The sequence below is a fragment of the Pseudomonas sp. Irchel 3H3 genome (genome assembly GCF_900187635.1).
Lineage (GTDB): Bacteria > Pseudomonadota > Gammaproteobacteria > Pseudomonadales > Pseudomonadaceae > Aquipseudomonas.
This window is the reverse complement of sequence record NZ_FYEC01000014.1, coordinates 73,343-89,151: the sequence shown is the minus strand read 5'-3', so window position 1 is coordinate 89,151 and position 15,809 is coordinate 73,343. Positions and strand designations below refer to the sequence as shown.

At 59.4% G+C, this 15,809-nt stretch carries 19 protein-coding genes; 15 read left to right on the top strand and 4 right to left on the bottom strand.

What is annotated here, in order from left to right:
• Nucleotides 1–110: 110 nt before the first annotated feature.
• Nucleotides 111–1,199 (bottom strand): asparaginase, encoded by a 1,089-nt coding sequence (locus CKW24_RS16615; protein WP_095169257.1) that lies wholly within the window; start codon nucleotides 1,197–1,199, stop codon nucleotides 111–113.
• Nucleotides 1,200–1,544: 345 nt separating this feature from the next.
• Between CKW24_RS16615 and CKW24_RS16610 the strand changes: the two genes are divergently transcribed.
• The 8 genes from CKW24_RS16610 to CKW24_RS16575 all read left to right on the top strand — a co-directional run bounded on the left by CKW24_RS16610 (nucleotide 1,545) and on the right by CKW24_RS16575 (nucleotide 9,123).
• Complete coding sequence (locus CKW24_RS16610) at nucleotides 1,545–1,991, top strand: hypothetical protein (protein ID WP_095169256.1); 447 nt, start codon at nucleotides 1,545–1,547, stop codon at nucleotides 1,989–1,991.
• Between the two features lie 161 nt (nucleotides 1,992–2,152).
• Nucleotides 2,153–3,109: a sugar ABC transporter substrate-binding protein gene (locus CKW24_RS16605; RefSeq protein ID WP_095169255.1), complete on the top strand. Its 957-nt coding sequence runs from the start codon at nucleotides 2,153–2,155 to the stop codon at nucleotides 3,107–3,109.
• Between the two features lie 57 nt (nucleotides 3,110–3,166).
• The gene (locus CKW24_RS16600; RefSeq protein WP_095169254.1) at nucleotides 3,167–4,720 is read left to right on the top strand and encodes a sugar ABC transporter ATP-binding protein; all 1,554 of its coding nucleotides are present in this window, start codon (nucleotides 3,167–3,169) and stop codon (nucleotides 4,718–4,720) included.
• Nucleotides 4,717–5,694, top strand: coding sequence for an ABC transporter permease (locus tag CKW24_RS16595; RefSeq protein WP_095169253.1), 978 nt, complete (start codon nucleotides 4,717–4,719; stop codon nucleotides 5,692–5,694). Before CKW24_RS16600 ends, CKW24_RS16595 begins: the two co-directional genes overlap by 4 nt.
• A gap of 2 nt (nucleotides 5,695–5,696) precedes the next feature.
• A complete protein-coding gene (locus tag CKW24_RS16590; protein WP_095169252.1) occupies nucleotides 5,697–6,716 on the top strand; it encodes a LacI family DNA-binding transcriptional regulator in 1,020 nt (339 codons plus the stop codon).
• A 23-nt stretch (nucleotides 6,717–6,739) separates the two neighbouring features.
• Complete coding sequence (gene rbsK / locus CKW24_RS16585) at nucleotides 6,740–7,657, top strand: ribokinase (protein ID WP_095169251.1); 918 nt, start codon at nucleotides 6,740–6,742, stop codon at nucleotides 7,655–7,657.
• On the top strand, nucleotides 7,654–8,058 hold the full coding sequence (gene rbsD / locus CKW24_RS16580; protein WP_095169250.1) for a D-ribose pyranase: 405 nt from the start codon (nucleotides 7,654–7,656) through the stop codon (nucleotides 8,056–8,058). Before rbsK ends, rbsD begins: the two co-directional genes overlap by 4 nt.
• 36 nt (nucleotides 8,059–8,094) lie before the next feature.
• A complete protein-coding gene (locus tag CKW24_RS16575; protein WP_095169249.1) occupies nucleotides 8,095–9,123 on the top strand; it encodes a nucleoside hydrolase in 1,029 nt (342 codons plus the stop codon).
• Between the two features lie 32 nt (nucleotides 9,124–9,155).
• Here the strand turns inward: CKW24_RS16575 and CKW24_RS16570 are convergent, their stop codons facing one another.
• Nucleotides 9,156–9,368 carry a hypothetical protein gene (locus CKW24_RS16570; RefSeq protein ID WP_095169248.1) on the bottom strand — a complete coding sequence of 71 codons (213 nt, stop codon included), beginning with the start codon at nucleotides 9,366–9,368 and terminating at the stop codon, nucleotides 9,156–9,158.
• A 132-nt stretch (nucleotides 9,369–9,500) separates the two neighbouring features.
• On the opposite strand from CKW24_RS16570, the gene CKW24_RS16565 reads away from it, so the two are divergent.
• Together CKW24_RS16565 and CKW24_RS16560 are read left to right on the top strand one after the other, a co-directional pair.
• Complete coding sequence (locus CKW24_RS16565) at nucleotides 9,501–9,806, top strand: hypothetical protein (protein WP_095169247.1); 306 nt, start codon at nucleotides 9,501–9,503, stop codon at nucleotides 9,804–9,806.
• A gap of 170 nt (nucleotides 9,807–9,976) precedes the next feature.
• Nucleotides 9,977–10,291: an I78 family peptidase inhibitor gene (locus tag CKW24_RS16560; RefSeq protein ID WP_095169246.1), complete on the top strand. Its 315-nt coding sequence runs from the start codon at nucleotides 9,977–9,979 to the stop codon at nucleotides 10,289–10,291.
• 73 nt (nucleotides 10,292–10,364) lie between these two features.
• Here the strand turns inward: CKW24_RS16560 and CKW24_RS16555 are convergent, their stop codons facing one another.
• Together CKW24_RS16555 and CKW24_RS16550 are read right to left on the bottom strand one after the other, a co-directional pair.
• Complete coding sequence (locus tag CKW24_RS16555) at nucleotides 10,365–10,577, bottom strand: cold-shock protein (protein ID WP_003179963.1); 213 nt, start codon at nucleotides 10,575–10,577, stop codon at nucleotides 10,365–10,367.
• A gap of 296 nt (nucleotides 10,578–10,873) precedes the next feature.
• Entirely contained in the window at nucleotides 10,874–11,170 is a 297-nt protein-coding gene (locus tag CKW24_RS16550; protein WP_095169245.1) for a hypothetical protein, read from the bottom strand.
• A gap of 385 nt (nucleotides 11,171–11,555) precedes the next feature.
• On the opposite strand from CKW24_RS16550, the gene thrS reads away from it, so the two are divergent.
• From thrS to pheS, 5 genes are all read left to right on the top strand, one after another.
• Nucleotides 11,556–13,478 carry a threonine--tRNA ligase gene (gene thrS, locus CKW24_RS16545; protein ID WP_095169244.1) on the top strand — a complete coding sequence of 641 codons (1,923 nt, stop codon included), beginning with the start codon at nucleotides 11,556–11,558 and terminating at the stop codon, nucleotides 13,476–13,478.
• Nucleotides 13,478–14,029: a translation initiation factor IF-3 gene (infC, locus tag CKW24_RS16540; protein ID WP_172435341.1), complete on the top strand. Its 552-nt coding sequence runs from the start codon at nucleotides 13,478–13,480 to the stop codon at nucleotides 14,027–14,029. The genes thrS and infC overlap by 1 nt, the downstream gene beginning before the upstream one ends.
• A gap of 60 nt (nucleotides 14,030–14,089) precedes the next feature.
• Entirely contained in the window at nucleotides 14,090–14,284 is a 195-nt protein-coding gene (gene rpmI / locus CKW24_RS16535; protein WP_002553160.1) for a 50S ribosomal protein L35, read from the top strand.
• A 28-nt stretch (nucleotides 14,285–14,312) separates the two neighbouring features.
• Nucleotides 14,313–14,669 carry a 50S ribosomal protein L20 gene (gene rplT, locus CKW24_RS16530; protein WP_003174975.1) on the top strand — a complete coding sequence of 119 codons (357 nt, stop codon included), beginning with the start codon at nucleotides 14,313–14,315 and terminating at the stop codon, nucleotides 14,667–14,669.
• 109 nt (nucleotides 14,670–14,778) lie between these two features.
• Nucleotides 14,779–15,795, top strand: a complete 1,017-nt coding sequence (gene pheS, locus CKW24_RS16525; RefSeq protein ID WP_095169243.1) for a phenylalanine--tRNA ligase subunit alpha — start codon at nucleotides 14,779–14,781, stop codon at nucleotides 15,793–15,795.
• Nucleotides 15,796–15,809: the final 14 nt, after the last annotated feature.

The window sequence follows — 15,809 nt, the reverse complement described above, 5'->3', positions numbered from 1 at the left end:
TGCGTCGGCAGGTTTTTTTTGCAGCGCTGGCGCCAGGGTTGGCGCTGACTCGCCCGGACGGGCGAGTCAGGAGGGCAAGCGTGCAACCCGGGCGGGTCGCACGCACTCAATCAGTATTCCCAGAACATCCGTTGCAGCTCTTTGCTGTCGGATGTCTTGGTCAGGGCAACCATGGCCAGGATCCGGGCTTTTTGCGGGTTCAGGTCATGCGCCACGACCCAGTCGTATTTGTCGTCTGGCTGCTCTGCGTTGCGCAGGACAAAACCGCCGGCATTGACGTGGGAAGAGCGGATGATCTGCACGCCATCCTTGCGCAGGGCTTGCAGGGACGGCACGACGCGCGAAGATACCGAGCCATTGCCGGTGCCGGCGTGGATGATCGCCTTGGCGCCGGATTGAGCCAGGGCCTTGTACGCGGTGTCGCTGACGTTGCCGTAGGAGTAGGCGATCTCTACGTCAGGCAGGCTCTTGATGGTCTTGATATCGAATTCCGAATCCATGGTGTGGCGCTTGGCCGGCAGGCGGAACCAGTAGGATTTTCCTTCGACGACCATGCCCAGCGGGCCCCATGGGCTCTTGAACGCTTCAGTCTTGATGTTGACCATTTTGCTGACATCACGACCCGACTGGATCTCGTCGTTCATGGTCACCAGCACGCCCTTGCCGCGTGCGTCCTTGCTGCCGGCTACCGCGACGGCGTTGTACAGGTTGAGCATGCCGTCTGCCGACATGGCAGTGCCTGGGCGCATCGAGCCGACCACGACGATTGGCTTGTCGGTTTTTTCCACCAGGTTGAGGAAGTAGGCGGTTTCTTCCAGGGTGTCGGTGCCGTGGGTGATGACGATGCCGTCGACGTCCTTGCTGTCAGCCAGCTCGGCCACGCGGCGGCCCAGTTGCAGCAGGTTTTCATTGGTGATGCTCTCGGAGGCGATTTGCATCACTTGCTCACCACGAACATTGGCCACTTGGCTCAGCTCGGGTACGCCGGCGATCAGTTGCTCGATCCCGACTTTGGCGGCCTGGTAGGTCGCGCTGTTGGCGGCACTGGCGCCAGCGCCGGCAATGGTGCCGCCGGTAGCGAGGATCACCACATTCGCCAGTTTTTGCTGGTTGGCGACTTCTTTTGCCTGCAGGGCTGTCGGCAGAAGCAGCAGGAGGGCCAAGGCGCCCGGAACAAGGGTGTTGAAGGCAGATTTCATTATTTTCTCTCTAATAGTGATGACGGTGCTGATGCAGGTTCATCTAGATTCCCCCAGGCCGATCTGTATGCCGGGGGTAGGGGGTTAGAGCAGGATTTGTACCAGCCGTGAAGAAGACTCAATAAACTTATAAGTAATTGATTTATAACGATTAAATATAGATTCTTGAGGGCAATGTAACGAGGCGTGTCCGGAATTCCGACGAAATCTGCGAACGGCGTTCGGTTGTCCGAAAAGTCCTACTGAGTTTGGGTAATCTTCCTACGTAACTGGCAATGAAGGGCTCTCAAGAAAACGCTGCGCCGGCCGATGTTCCTTGAAGGATCATTTTTCCAAGGAGCTCAGATGACCATTGCAATCGGTTCAACCCCTGGCCTGACGGTTCGTGTCAGCGACAAACCCCTGGTGATTGTCCAGACGTCCGACAAGGCACTGGCAAACGCCTCGGGCGAAGTGCTGCCGGTCGAGGAGGAGGGCGCTGGTAAACCAGTGGTCAGCTCCAGGCAGCAGGCCGAGCCAAGTCCGTCCTCCGCAGAGTCCGGTGGCAATGTCCTGGTGCAAGCCCTGCAAAAGCGCATGAAGGAATTGCAGGCGTTGTTGCAAAAGCAACAGGAGCAGTTGGCTGCTGCCCAGGCTGCATCCAATCTGGCGCCTGAAGCCAAGGCGACGATGGTCGCGGGCATTCAAGGGCAGATTGCCTCAACCAGCGCAGCCCTGATGCAAACCGCGGCGGCCCTGGCCAAGGAGCTGGGCAAAGGTTCGTCCGGCGGATTGGTCAACACCACCGCTTGAGTGTCCAGGCCTTGGCCAGTCGTTGACAAATAGCGGCAGGGTTCGCATAGTTCGGTCTACGCAAACGTTTGCGCAGCGGCGCCTGTGAAGAACAGCAATGGCTGTGGTGCTGCGGGCGATGCACGCGTTGCTCACAATAATCATAAGATCGGAGTGAACCCATGAAGCTGCCATTCGCTGGACGTCTTCTTGCTGTCGCTATGCTGGCTGCCGCCGCCACCGCTGTGCCCCTCTCTTCGGCTTTCGCCGACACCCCTGAAAAACCCAAGGTCGCCCTGGTCATGAAATCCCTGGCCAACGAGTTCTTCCTGACCATGGAAGATGGCGCCAAGGCCTACCAGAAACAACACCCTGGCGATTTTGACCTGGTCTCCAACGGGATCAAGGACGAAACCGACACCGCCAACCAGATTCGTATTGTCGAGCAGATGATCGTTTCCAAGGTCAATGCGCTGGTGATTGCGCCCGCCGACTCCAAGGCGATGGTGCCGGTGATCAAGAAGGCCGTCGACGCCGGTATCACCGTGATCAACATTGATAACCAGCTCGACCCGGATGTGCTCAAGAGCAAGAACATCAGCGTGCCTTTTGTCGGTCCGGACAACCGCAAGGGCGCACGCCTGGTTGGGGAATACCTGGCCAAGCAACTCAAGGCCGGTGACGAAGTCGGCATCATCGAAGGGGTTTCCACCACCACCAACGCCCAGGCACGTACCGCGGGCTTCAAGGATGCGATGGAGGCGGCGCAGATCAAGGTGGTGTCGCTGCAATCCGGTGATTGGGAGATCAACAAGGGCAATCAGGTTGCCTCCTCGATGCTCAGCGAATACCCACAGATCAAGGCCTTGCTGGCCGGTAACGACAGCATGGCGGTAGGCGCCGTTTCCGCAGTGCGGGCAGCCGGCAAGGCGGGCAAGGTGCAAGTGGTGGGTTATGACAACATCAATGCCATCAAGCCGATGCTCAAGGACGGCCGGGTCCTGGCCACCGCCGACCAGTTCGCAGCGAAACAGGCGGTGTTTGGCATCGAAACCGCGCTGAAAATCCTCAAGGGCGAAAAGGTCGACAGTGGCCCACAAGGCGTGATCGAAACGCCGGTTGAACTGGTCACCCAATAACCCGTCTGGCATCACAATGGCGCTCGCCCGTGCGGGCGAGCGCATGGAGAGTTTGTTATGTCAGTGAGTGCCTCGAGCGCTGTCCTTGCGGTCAGCGGTATCGGCAAGACGTATGCGCACCCGGTGTTGGCCGGCATTGACCTGACGCTGATGCGCGGCGAAGTGCTGGCGCTGACCGGTGAGAACGGTGCCGGCAAAAGCACGCTGTCGAAGATTATCGGCGGCCTGGTCACCCCGACTACCGGGCATATGCAGTTCCAGGGCCAGGAGTATCGCCCGGGCAGTCGTGCCCAGGCCGAAGCCTTGGGGATCCGCATGGTTATGCAGGAACTCAACCTGCTACCGACCTTGTCGGTGGCGGAAAACCTGTTTCTCGACAACCTGCCCAGCAACGGCGGCTGGATCAGTCGCAAGCGCCTGCGCAGTGCCGCGATCGAGGCCATGGCGCAGGTCGGCCTCGATGCAATCGACCCGGACACGCTGGTGGGGGAGTTGGGCATTGGTCATCAGCAAATGGTCGAAATCGCCCGCAACCTGATCGGCGACTGCCATGTGCTGATTCTCGACGAGCCGACAGCCATGCTGACGGCCCGTGAAGTCGAGATGCTGTTTGAACAGATCAGTCGCCTGCAAGCCCGGGGTGTGGCGATCATTTATATCTCCCATCGACTCGAAGAGCTGGCACGTGTGGCCCAGCGCATTGCGGTGTTGCGCGACGGCCAACTGGTCTGCGTCGAGCCGATGGCCAACTACAACAGCGAGCAACTGGTCAACCTGATGGTCGGCCGCGAGCTGGGTGAGCACATTGACCTGGGGCCTCGGCAGATGGGTGCTGCAGCGCTCACCGTCAATGGCTTGAGTCGGGCGGACAAGGTGCTGGATGTGTCTTTCACGGTGCGCGCTGGGGAAATCTTCGGGATCTCCGGCTTGATCGGAGCCGGGCGTACCGAGCTGCTGCGCCTGATTTTCGGCGCCGACGCGGCGGACAGCGGCACGGTGGCCCTGGGCTCTCCTGCGCAGGTGGTGAGCATCCGCTCGCCGGCCGATGCGGTGGGCCACGGGATCGCGCTGATCACCGAGGACCGCAAGGGCGAGGGCCTGCTGCTGACGCAATCGATCAGTGCCAACATCGCCTTGGGCAACATGCCGGAGATTTCCAGAGGCGGGATCGTCAACCCGGGTGCAGAGACCGCGCTGGCGCAACGGCAGATCGATGCCATGCGCATTCGCAGTTCCAGCCCGACCCAACTGGTGGGCGAGCTGTCCGGCGGTAACCAGCAGAAGGTGGTGATCGGTCGCTGGCTCGAGCGCGAGTGTACGGTGTTGATGTTCGATGAGCCGACTCGCGGTATCGACGTCGGGGCCAAGTTTGATATCTACGCCTTGCTCGGCGACCTGACGCGTCAAGGCAAGGCGCTGGTGGTGGTTTCCAGCGACCTGCGTGAACTGATGCTGATTTGTGACCGTATCGGCGTGTTGTCGGCGGGGCGGCTGGTCGAGACCTTCGAGCGCGACAACTGGAGCCAGGATGATTTGCTTGCCGCCGCTTTTGCCGGCTACCAAAAACGTGATGCGTTGCTCAACGAAGCAGCGCCTAGGGATCTTCCATGAAAACTGCAGTGTCCGCTGGCAAACGTAGTGGCAACTTTTACGGCCTGGGTACCTATCTGGGCCTGGCAGGTGCCTTGCTGGCGATGATTGCGCTGTTCTCGGCATTGAGCAGTCATTTCCTGTCGTACGACACCTTCAGCACCCTGGCCAACCAGATTCCCGACTTGATGGTGTTGGCGGTTGGCATGACGTTCGTGCTGATCATCGGTGGGATTGACCTGTCGGTGGGCTCGGTGCTGGCCCTGGCGGCATCCACGGTCAGCGTGGCGATCCTCGGCTGGGGCTGGAGTGTCCTGCCGGCAGCGCTGCTGGGCATGGCCGCTGCGGCACTGGCCGGAACCATTACCGGCTCGATCACCGTGGCCTGGCGCATTCCCTCGTTCATCGTGTCGCTGGGGGTGCTGGAAATGGCCCGCGGCGTGGCCTACCAGATGACCGGCTCGCGTACCGCCTACATCGGCGATGCCTTCGCCTGGCTGTCCAATCCAATAGCCTTTGGTATCTCGCCGTCGTTCATCATCGCCCTGCTGATCATCTTCATCGCCCAGGCGGTGCTGACTCGTACCGTGTTTGGGCGCTACCTGATTGGCATCGGCACCAACGAAGAGGCGGTGCGCCTGGCGGGGATCAATCCCAAGCCTTACAAGATTCTGGTGTTCAGCCTGATGGGGTTGCTGGCTGGAGTCGCGGCGCTGTTCCAGATATCGCGCCTGGAGGCGGCTGACCCGAATGCCGGTTCCGGCCTGGAGCTGCAAGTCATCGCGGCCGTGGTGATCGGCGGGACTAGCCTGATGGGCGGGCGCGGTTCGGTGATCAGTACCTTCTTCGGCGTGCTGATCATTTCCGTACTGGCAGCAGGGCTCGCGCAGATTGGCGCCACTGAACCGACCAAGCGCATCATTACCGGTGCCGTGATCGTGATTGCGGTGGTGCTCGACACCTATCGCAGCCAACGCGCCCGGCGCCGGAGCTAACCATGGCAACGATCAAGGATGTGGCGGCGCTCGCGGGGATTTCCTACACCACGGTGTCGCATGTACTGAACAAGACCCGTCCGGTGAGCGAGGAGGTCAGGCTGAAAGTCGAGGCGGCGATCCAGCGCCTGGACTACGTGCCCAGCGCCGTGGCCCGCTCGCTCAAGGCCAAGACCACCGCGACCATCGGCCTGTTGGTGCCCAACAGCCTCAACCCGTACTTCGCGGAATTGGCCCGGGGCATCGAGGACTACTGCGAGCGTAATGGCTACTGCGTGATTCTGTGCAATTCCGACGATAACCCGGACAAGCAGCGCAGCTACCTGCGGGTGCTTCTGGAAAAGCGCATCGACGGCCTGATCGTCGCCTCCGCCGGTGGTGACAGCGGGCTGGCTCAGGGCCTGGCGGGCGTGCGCACGCCGATGGTTATTGTCGACCGTGGGTTGGAGGGGCTGGATGCGGACCTGGTGCGCATCGATCACGAGTACGGAGCCTACCTGGCAACCCAGCACCTGCTGCAATTGGGCCATCGTGACATCGCCAGCATCGGCGGTCCGGCGCACACCAGCGTGGCCCAGATGCGCCTGGCCGGTTTCTGCCGGGCGCTGAAAGAGGCTGGGGTGCAGGTGCCGACCGAGCGCATGCTCGAAAGCGACTTCACCAGCACCGGCGGTTACAACGCGGCGGCCACGCTGTTGGCGAGCAACCCTCCGACGGCGATATTCGCCGGCAACGACATGATGGGCATCGGCGTGCTGCGCGCGGCTGCTGAACGCAACATCCGGGTGCCGAGCGAGCTGTCGGTGATCGGTTTTGACGACATTCAAATGAGCCGCTACGTCTACCCGGCGCTGACCACGGTCGGCCAGTCGATCCTGCAACTGGGAGAAATGGCGGCGCAAGTGCTGTTGCGCCGGATCGCGGCCCCCCAATTGGCGACCGATCAGCAGATCGTGACGCCCAGCATTGTCCTGCGAGAGTCGACTGCGCCGTTGTCTGGCGTCTTCGACTCTTTGCGCTGAAGCGACTTGATGAGTATCGATACATGCCAGCGAAAGTAGTGGTTGTAGGTAGTTTGAACATGGACCTGGTGACCCGTGCGCCGCGCTTGCCCCGTGGCGGCGAAACCTTGATCGGGCAGTCGTTCGCCACGGTCTCGGGCGGCAAGGGCGCCAACCAGGCGGTGGCCGCGGCACGCCTGGGGGCGCAGGTGGCGATGGTCGGCTGTGTTGGCAGCGATGCCTATGGCAGGGAGCTGAGCGAGGCTTTGCTGGCCGAGCAGATTGATTGCCAGGCGCTCAGCACTGTCGAGGGTAGCAGTGGCGTGGCACTGATTGTGGTCGACGACCTCAGTCAGAACGCAATCGTGATAGTAGCCGGTGCCAATGGCGCGTTGACGCCGCCCGTGGTCGAGCAGTTTGACGTGGTCCTGCAGGCAGCCGATGTGCTGATCTGTCAACTGGAAGTGCCGTATGACACGGTGGGGCACGTGCTGCGCCGTGGTCGCGAACTGGGCAAGACGGTGATCCTCAATCCGGCACCTGCCAGCGGTGCGCTGCCGGCGGAGTGGTACGCGAGCATCGACTACCTGATTCCCAACGAGAGCGAAGCCGCGGCGCTCAGCGGGCTGCCCGTGGATTCTCTGCAGACCGCCAAGGCTGCGGCTACCCAGTTGATCGCCATGGGGGCCGGCAAGGTCATCATCACCCTCGGCGCCGAGGGTTCGTTGTTTGCCAATGGCCAGGGTTTTCAGCACTTCCCGGCACCGCGGGTAAAGGCGCTCGACACCACGGCAGCCGGCGACACGTTTGTCGGTGGTTTTGCCGCGGCATTGGCCAGCGGCAAAGGCGAAGCCGAGGCCATTGGTTTTGGTCAAGTGGCGGCTGCGCTGTCGGTGACCCGTGCCGGCGCGCAACCTTCGATTCCTCGCCTGTCCGACGTTCAAGGATTTGTCGCGCCATGAAAAAGACCCCACTGCTCAACGTCGCCCTGTCACGGCTGATCGCCTCGCTGGGACATGGCGACATGCTGGTGATCGGCGATGCCGGTCTGCCGGTGCCGCCCGGTGTCGAATTGATCGACCTGGCCCTGACCCAGGGCATTCCTGATTTTGTCAGCACCTTGAAGGTGGTGCTCAGCGAGATGCAGGTCGAAAGCCACGTGCTGGCCGAAGAAATCCTGCTCAAGCAGCCGCTGGCACTGCCGGTGCTCGAGGCGTTGACGGCCGAGGGAGCGATCGGCGAGCGGCGCTTGCTCAGTCACGAAGAATTCAAGCAACTCAGCCGCCGGGCACGGGCGATTGTGCGCACCGGCGAATGCCAGCCGTACAGCAACATCGTGCTGGTGGCCGGGGTGACGTTCTGAACCTGATCCGTTTCATTCACGCACAAGGAGTGCGCCATGCACCGCTATGCTCAACAGATTCATCATGTGCTCAGGAGCCTGCTGCTTTTGTCCCTGCTTACCGCTACAGCTGCTCACGCGGCACCCCGGATTGACCTGATCATCGACACCGACCCGGGTGCCGACGATGTAGTGGCGCTACTGTTTGCCCTGGCATCGCCCGAGGAGCTGAACATTCGCGCCCTGACCACCGTTGCCGGTAACGTGCGCCTGGACAAGACCTCGCGCAACGCGCGGCTGGCCCGGGAGTGGGCAGGGCGCGAAGAGGTGCCGGTGTATGCCGGCGCGCCGAAGCCGCTGCTGCGCACGCCGATCTATGCCGAGGACATTCATGGCAAGGAAGGCTTGTCGGGGGTGGCGGTGCATGAGCCCAAGGCCGGGCTGACCGAAGGCCATGCGGTCAACTACCTGATCGACACCCTGCGTGCCGCCAAGCCTCACAGCATTACCATCGCCATGCTGGGGCCGCAGACCAACCTGGCACTGGCACTGATCCAGGCTCCGGACATCACGCAGGGCATCAAGGAAGTGGTGGTGATGGGGGGTGCCCACTTCAATGGCGGCAACATCACCCCGGTGGCCGAGTTCAACCTGTTCGCCGACCCGCAGGCGGCCGAGGTGGTGCAAAAGAGCGGCGTGAAGCTGACCTACCTGCCGCTGGACGTGACCCACAAGATCCTCACCAGCGAGGCGCGCCTGCAGCAGATTGCCGCGCTGAACAATAAGGCCAGCAAGCTGGTGGGCGATATTCTCAATGAATACGTCAAGGGCGACATGGAGCATTACGGCATGACAGGCGGCCCGGTGCATGACGCTACCGTGATCGCCTACCTGCTCAAGCCTGAGCTGTTCAGTGGGCGCGCCGTGAATGTCGTGGTCGACAGCCGCGAAGGCCCGACCTTCGGCCAGACCATCGTCGACTGGTATGACGGCCTCAAGGCGCCAAAAAATGCCTTCTGGGTGGAAAGCGGCGATGCCCAGGGCTTCTTCGACCTGCTGACCGAGCGCCTGGCGCGCCTGAAATAAGGCTTGTCCCCGTGGGTGCCAGCCTGCGGGGGTTACTCGCGCTCCAAGGCGCTACTGCCCTTGTGCTCGGAAGGGTACTTCTCGAAAATCTGGGCGATGAAGGTGTGGGCCGCGTCGGCCCCCAGTTCCTTGACCAGTAGATCGATACTGATGATTGCAAGCTCTTCCGGACTGCCAGGGCTATAGGAGCTATGACCCTGTGGCCATTTGGCTTTGATGTCGGCGTCGATACTTACGGTGGTCATGATGGCGCTCGTGAAGTCGGAAAAGTCTGAGAGAGGAGTTAACCATTTTGCCGCGCATTTGGCACTCCGACTTAGGCATCAAAGGAGGGCTATGCGACACTTGGTCTTTGATCACTGTCCAAGGACCCTGCTGTGCAGATTGATTTGAACACCCCGGGCGGCTTGAGCCTGGAGGCGGTACGCCAGTTGCTCGCGGCTGCCAGCGACGATGAGCACACCCAATTGCGGGTGACCAAGGGCGGTATCGCCTACATTTCCTCGGGCGTTGTCGGCGGCAGCGAGATCGACGGCCTGCTGTTTCGCCTAGAGACCTGGGCCAAGGGCTCGGGTTACGTCGGACGAATCGCCGCCAGCGATGAAGTGTGGGTCATGCAGATCTTCAACGCGCTGAAGGAGAACTGGCCCAATCCGCCCTACGACTACATCGACGTCTATTGAGACCTGTTCATATTCAGTGACGATTGTGCGCTGAACAGCGCGCGATGGCTCGGGCAAACTTGCGCGCTCGACGCGTTTGAGGGCAAGGTGATGGCCGCAACCATGAACCAAACGTCTCAATGGTGGTCGGTTGTCGCACGAATTCAGCTTAATTATTGTAAGGAGGCTTCATGCCTTGGAAGCTCGCGTCATTGGGTACTGTGCTGGCCGCGGTCATGTTGGCCGGTTGCAGCAGCACCACCGAGTCGGCAAAAGACCCCGTAGTGGCAGGGGCGGGCAGCGGTCGCTGTGAGGCCAAAGCCGCCGAATTCACCATCGGCAAGAAAGCTTCGCCACAATTGCTCGAAGAGGCTCGCACCCGTTCCGGCTCACAGAGCGCGCGGATCCTGCGGCCAAACGACATGATCACCCTGGAATACCGTTCCGATCGCTTGAACCTGAACACCGATGCTGGCCTGGTAATTACCCGGGTCAACTGCGGCTGACAGCGCAGCGGCTGGAATAACGCCCATAAAAAACCCCGTCACATGGACGGGGTTTTTTTAGTGCGCCGGGAAATTACTCTGGGCGAACTTGTGCAGCTTGCATACCCTTTTGGCCTTTCTCAGCCACGAAGGAAACGGTTTGGCCTTCTTTCAGGCTTTTGAAACCGTCGCTTTCGATAGCTTTGAAGTGTACGAACAGGTCGTCACCGCCACCTTGAGGAGTGATGAAGCCGAAGCCTTTTTCATCGTTGAACCATTTAACGGTGCCGGTTTGGCGATTAGACATGGTGTATCTCCAAGAAACATATATTTTCAGTAGTACTGTGCTGCTCAGGCCAACTGGGCACACCGGGGTATCATAGTCGAAATGTTCGACTTGGAACCCCCCCAGCAGCACGGTTTGCTCTGCCGTTGCGCTTTCTTTCTCGCTGAAATTGCCTGAAAGCCCCGGTTTACAAGGGTTTCAGCCAAAAATAAAAGCGATAAAAAAAGCTGTAAAACCTGCATAAATTGTTGGTTCTGGCAGTTTTTTCGCCGTTTCAGGCCACTTTTCGGGGTAAAAACACCCCCTCGAAACGCTGTTTACTGGGCCTTGCAGGCGGCAATTGCGACTTGCGCCTTTTTCACCAGTTCAGGTGAAGGCGGGGTCTGCTTGCTCATCAGTTGAGTGATTTCCTGGGTGGTGAACTTCTTGTTCAACTCGTCGGCACCGCAGGCGCAGTGTTTCTTCGCGTTTGCCTCGCCGATGGTTTGGGCGGCAGCCGGGGTGCAATCCTTCATGAAGGCATCACGCGCGCCTGCAGGCCAGGCTGCTTGGGCGCTCAGCGGAAGCAGCATGGCCAATGGCGCGGCAAGGGCAAAAAGACGGATAAGGCGCATGACGGAAACTCCTGTGGGTCAGTAAGGTGTCGCGATTCTCAGGGCATTTGAGGGGGTTCGTACATCTCAAGTTCACTTGTGGCGGCAAATCCGCGCAAATCCGCGGCAACGCAACAAGCGCGCGGCGATGACCGTTCATCTGTGCTAGCATCCCACGCTTGGGAATTTTCAGGCCCTGGACGATGTATTCGCCAGGCGCGGTTGATACCCGAAGAACCCTGATTTGATCTCCAGTCACTCTGGTTCGGTTCCCGGTTGGCCGCAAGGCTCCTGCCGCTGTAAGGCAGGCGTTCATCATTGGATGGCCTGGACTGAATCGCGTACTGGCTGCTCATCCCAACCCACGTGACCTTTGGTAGGGGTCACCACTAGGAGAGGAGGCGCCATGCCCACTATTACTCTTCCCGACGGCAGTCAACGTTCGTTCGATCATCCGGTATCCGTAGCCGAAGTCGCCGCATCCATTGGTGCTGGCCTGGCCAAGGCCACCCTGGCCGGCAAGGTCAATGGCAAGCTGGTCGACGCCTGCGATGTCATCGACAGCGACGCCACCCTGCAAATCATCACGCCCAAAGATGAAGAGGGGCTGGAGATTATTCGCCACTCTTGCGCGCACCTGATTGGCCACGCGGTCAAGCAGCTGTACCCGACGGCGAAAATGGTGATCGGTCCGGTCATCGACGAAGGCTTCTATTACGATATCGCCTACGAGCGTCCTTTCACTCCGGACGACCTGGCGGCCATCGAACAGCGTATGCACCAGCTGATCGAGAAAGATTACGACGTAATCAAGAAAGTCACCCCGCGTGCCGGTGTGATCGACGTGTTCACCCAGCGTGGCGAAGACTACAAGCTGCGCCTGGTCGAGGACATGCCGAACGAGCAGGCCATGGGCCTGTACTATCACGAAGAATATGTCGACATGTGCCGCGGCCCGCACGTGCCGAACACCCGCTTCCTGAAGTCCTTCAAGCTGACCAAGCTGTCCGGCGCCTACTGGCGCGGTGATGCCAAGAACGAGCAGTTGCAGCGCGTCTACGGCACTGCCTGGGCTGACAAGAAGCAACTGGCGGCCTACATCCAGCGCATCGAAGAAGCCGAGAAACGCGACCACCGCAAGATCGGCAAGCGCTTGAACCTGTTCCATCTCCAGGAAGAAGCACCGGGTATGGTGTTCTGGCACCCGAACGGCTGGACCCTGTACCAGGTGCTCGAGCAGTACATGCGCCAGGTGCAGCGCGACAACGGCTACCTGGAGATCAAGACTCCACAGGTCGTTGACCGTAGCTTGTGGGAGAAATCCGGGCACTGGGCCAACTACGCCGACAACATGTTCACCACCCAGTCGGAAAACCGCGACTACGCCATCAAGCCAATGAACTGCCCATGCCACGTGCAGGTGTTCAACCAGGGCCTGAAGAGCTACCGCGAGTTGCCGATGCGCCTGGCCGAGTTCGGTGCCTGCCACCGGAACGAGCCATCGGGTGCGCTGCACGGCATCATGCGGGTGCGCGGCTTCACTCAGGACGACGCCCATATCTTCTGCACCGAAGAGCAGATGCAGGCCGAGTCCGCTGCGTTCATCAAGCTGACCATGGACGTTTATCGCGATTTCGGCTTCACCGAAGTCGAAATGAAGCTGTCCACTCGTCCGGAAAAACGCGTCGGTTCCGACGAGCTGTGGGATCGCGCCGAGTCGGCACTGGCCGCAGCGCTAGACAGCGCGGGCCTTGCGTACGATCTGCAGCCGGGTGAGGGTGCGTTCTACGGTCCGAAGATCGAGTTCTCGCTAAAAGATTGCCTCGGTCGCGTCTGGCAATGTGGTACCTTGCAGCTCGATTTTAACCTGCCGATCCGTCTGGGAGCCGAATACGTCTCCGAAGACAACAGTCGCAAGCACCCGGTCATGTTGCACCGGGCGATCCTGGGTTCCTTCGAGCGATTTGTCGGGATTCTGATCGAGCATTACGAGGGCGCGTTCCCTGCGTGGCTGGCTCCGACCCAGGCAGTGATCATGAATATCACTGATAAACAGGCAGATTTTGCCGCTGAAGTTGAAAAAACTCTCAATCAAAGCGGTTTTCGTGCCAAGTCCGACTTGAGAAATGAAAAGATCGGCTTTAAAATCCGCGAGCATACTTTGCTCAAGGTTCCCTATCTCTTGGTTATCGGAGATCGGGAAGTCGAGATGCAGACTGTCGCTGTGCGTACTCGTGAAGGTGCTGACCTGGGCTCGATGCCCGTCGCCCAGTTCGCTGAGTTTCTCGCGCAAGCGGTTTCCCGGCGTGGTCGCCCAGATTCGGAGTAATTATTATTAAGCGTGAAATGAGACAAGATAAACGAGCTGCACCGAAAGCCCCGATCAACGAGAATATCTCGGCACGCGAGGTTCGGTTAATTGGGGCTGAGGGCGAGCAGCTTGGGATTGTGTCAATTGAAGACGCGCTTCTTAAGGCTGAAGAAGCCAAGCTCGATTTGGTGGAAATTTCCGCCGATGCAGTACCTCCTGTCTGCAAGCTGATGGACTACGGCAAGTCGATCTTCGAAAAGAAGAAGCAGATTGCTGCGGCCAAGAAAAACCAGAAGCAGATCCAGGTTAAAGAAATCAAGTTTCGTCCAGGGACGGAGGAAGGGGATTACCAGGTAAAACTGCGCAACCTGGTACGTTTCCTGAGTGATGGGGACAGGGCCAAGGTATCCTTGCGATTCCGCGGCCGTGAGATGGCCCACCAGGAGCTGGGGATGGAACTCCTCAAGCGAGTTGAAGGTGACTTGCTCGAGTACGGTTCGGTCGAACAGCATCCTAAGATGGAAGGACGCCAACTGATCATGGTCATCGCCCCGAAAAAGAAGAAGTAATCATCAGGGCACGGCAGGCCTTCTGATTATGTTTATCAACTGAATGCGGAGTATCCGAACATGCCAAAAATGAAAACGAAAAGTGGTGCTGCTAAGCGGTTTCTGAAAACTGCTAACGGTATCAAGCACAAGCACGCTTTCAAGAGCCACATCCTGACTAAAATGTCGACCAAGCGTAAGCGTCAACTGCGCGGTAGCAGCTTGCTGCATCCGTCTGACGTGGCAAAAGTCGAGCGCATGCTGCGCCTTCGTTAATTTTAGTCAAGAATAGAGGAAGTAACTCATGGCTCGTGTAAAGCGTGGCGTCATTGCCCGTAAGCGTCACAAAAAAATTCTGAAACTTGCTAAAGGCTACTACGGCGCGCGTTCACGCGTATTCCGTGTTGCCAAGCAAGCGGTAATCAAGGCTGGCCAATACGCCTACCGTGACCGTCGTCAGAAAAAACGTCAGTTCCGCGCTCTGTGGATCGCTCGTATCAATGCTGGTGCTCGTGTTAACGGTCTGTCCTACAGCCGTTTCATCGCTGGCCTGAAAAAAGCGTCCATCGAAATCGACCGTAAGGTTCTGGCTGAACTGGCCGTGAACGAAAAAGCGGTGTTTGCTGCGATTGTCGAGAAAGCTAAAGCCACCTTGGCTTAAGTACCCCCGACAGTCACCCTGGGTTACTCCTGTAGCCCAAGGTGGTAAACGTCATAAATAGGGGAAGAGCCTTCAAGCTCTTCCCCTATTTTGTATCTGGAGTCTGTACATGGAAAACCTGGATGCGCTCGTCTCTCAAGCACTAGAGGCTGTGCAAAGCGCTGAAGATATCAATGCCCTGGAGCAAATCCGGGTTCACTACCTTGGCAAGAAGGGCGAATTGACTCAGGTGATGAAGACCCTGGGGAATTTGCCGGCAGAAGAGCGTCCGCAAGTCGGCGCCCTGATCAACGTTGCCAAGGAGCGTGTCACAGAGGTTCTCAATGCGCGCAAGGTGCTGTTTGAAGCCGCCGACCTGGCTGCCAAACTGTCCGCCGAGTCCATTGACGTGACCCTGCCTGGCCGCGGCCAGACCTCAGGCGGTCTGCATCCGGTTACCCGGACTCTGGAGCGTATCGAACAGTTCTTCACCCACATTGGCTACGGCATTGCCGAAGGCCCTGAGGTCGAAGACGACTATCACAACTTCGAGGCGCTCAACATCCCAGGCCACCACCCGGCCCGGTCGATGCACGACACCTTCTATTTCAACGCCAACATGCTGTTGCGCACCCATACCTCGCCGGTACAGGTCCGCACCATGGAGTCGAAACAGCCGCCGATCCGCATCGTCTGCCCAGGCCGTGTGTACCGTAGCGACTCGGATATCACCCACTCGCCGATGTTCCACCAGGTCGAAGGCCTGCTGGTCGATCGCGATATCAACTTCGCCGACCTCAAAGGCACTATCGAAGAGTTCCTGCGGGTGTTCTTCGAAAAAGAACTGGCCGTGCGTTTCCGTCCTTCGTACTTCCCGTTCACCGAGCCATCCGCTGAAGTCGACATGGAATGCGTGATGTGCAGCGGTAAAGGCTGCCGCGTCTGCAAGCAGACCGGCTGGCTGGAAGTGATGGGCTGCGGCATGGTGCACCCGAACGTGCTGCGCATGTCCGGCATTGATCCGGAAGAGTTCTCAGGCTTTGCCTTCGGCATGGGCGTGGAGCGTCTGGCCATGCTGCGTTACGGCGTGAACGACTTGCGTCTGTTCTTCGACAACGACTTGCGGTTCCTTGCGCAATTTCGCTAGTCGTAACGAATTTT

Bases quoted from the DNA above. Each gene is read 5' to 3' on its own strand.
- pheS (WP_095169243.1), top strand. From the start codon at position 14,779: ATGGAAAACCTGGATGCGCTCGTCTCTCAAGCACTAGAGGCTGTGCAA.
- CKW24_RS16555 (WP_003179963.1), bottom strand. From the start codon at position 10,577: ATGTCTAATCGCCAAACCGGCACCGTTAAATGGTTCAACGATGAAAAA.
- rbsK (WP_095169251.1), top strand. From the start codon at position 6,740: ATGCCAGCGAAAGTAGTGGTTGTAGGTAGTTTGAACATGGACCTGGTG.
- rplT (WP_003174975.1), top strand. From the start codon at position 14,313: ATGGCTCGTGTAAAGCGTGGCGTCATTGCCCGTAAGCGTCACAAAAAA.
- CKW24_RS16550 (WP_095169245.1), bottom strand. From the start codon at position 11,170: ATGCGCCTTATCCGTCTTTTTGCCCTTGCCGCGCCATTGGCCATGCTG.
- CKW24_RS16605 (WP_095169255.1), top strand. From the start codon at position 2,153: ATGAAGCTGCCATTCGCTGGACGTCTTCTTGCTGTCGCTATGCTGGCT.
- rpmI (WP_002553160.1), top strand. From the start codon at position 14,090: ATGCCAAAAATGAAAACGAAAAGTGGTGCTGCTAAGCGGTTTCTGAAA.
- CKW24_RS16615 (WP_095169257.1), bottom strand. From the start codon at position 1,199: ATGAAATCTGCCTTCAACACCCTTGTTCCGGGCGCCTTGGCCCTCCTG.
- CKW24_RS16600 (WP_095169254.1), top strand. From the start codon at position 3,167: ATGTCAGTGAGTGCCTCGAGCGCTGTCCTTGCGGTCAGCGGTATCGGC.
- CKW24_RS16595 (WP_095169253.1), top strand. From the start codon at position 4,717: ATGAAAACTGCAGTGTCCGCTGGCAAACGTAGTGGCAACTTTTACGGC.
- rbsD (WP_095169250.1), top strand. From the start codon at position 7,654: ATGAAAAAGACCCCACTGCTCAACGTCGCCCTGTCACGGCTGATCGCC.
- CKW24_RS16610 (WP_095169256.1), top strand. From the start codon at position 1,545: ATGACCATTGCAATCGGTTCAACCCCTGGCCTGACGGTTCGTGTCAGC.
- CKW24_RS16575 (WP_095169249.1), top strand. From the start codon at position 8,095: ATGCACCGCTATGCTCAACAGATTCATCATGTGCTCAGGAGCCTGCTG.
- CKW24_RS16570 (WP_095169248.1), bottom strand. From the start codon at position 9,368: ATGACCACCGTAAGTATCGACGCCGACATCAAAGCCAAATGGCCACAG.
- thrS (WP_095169244.1), top strand. From the start codon at position 11,556: ATGCCCACTATTACTCTTCCCGACGGCAGTCAACGTTCGTTCGATCAT.
- CKW24_RS16560 (WP_095169246.1), top strand. From the start codon at position 9,977: ATGCCTTGGAAGCTCGCGTCATTGGGTACTGTGCTGGCCGCGGTCATG.
- CKW24_RS16590 (WP_095169252.1), top strand. From the start codon at position 5,697: ATGGCAACGATCAAGGATGTGGCGGCGCTCGCGGGGATTTCCTACACC.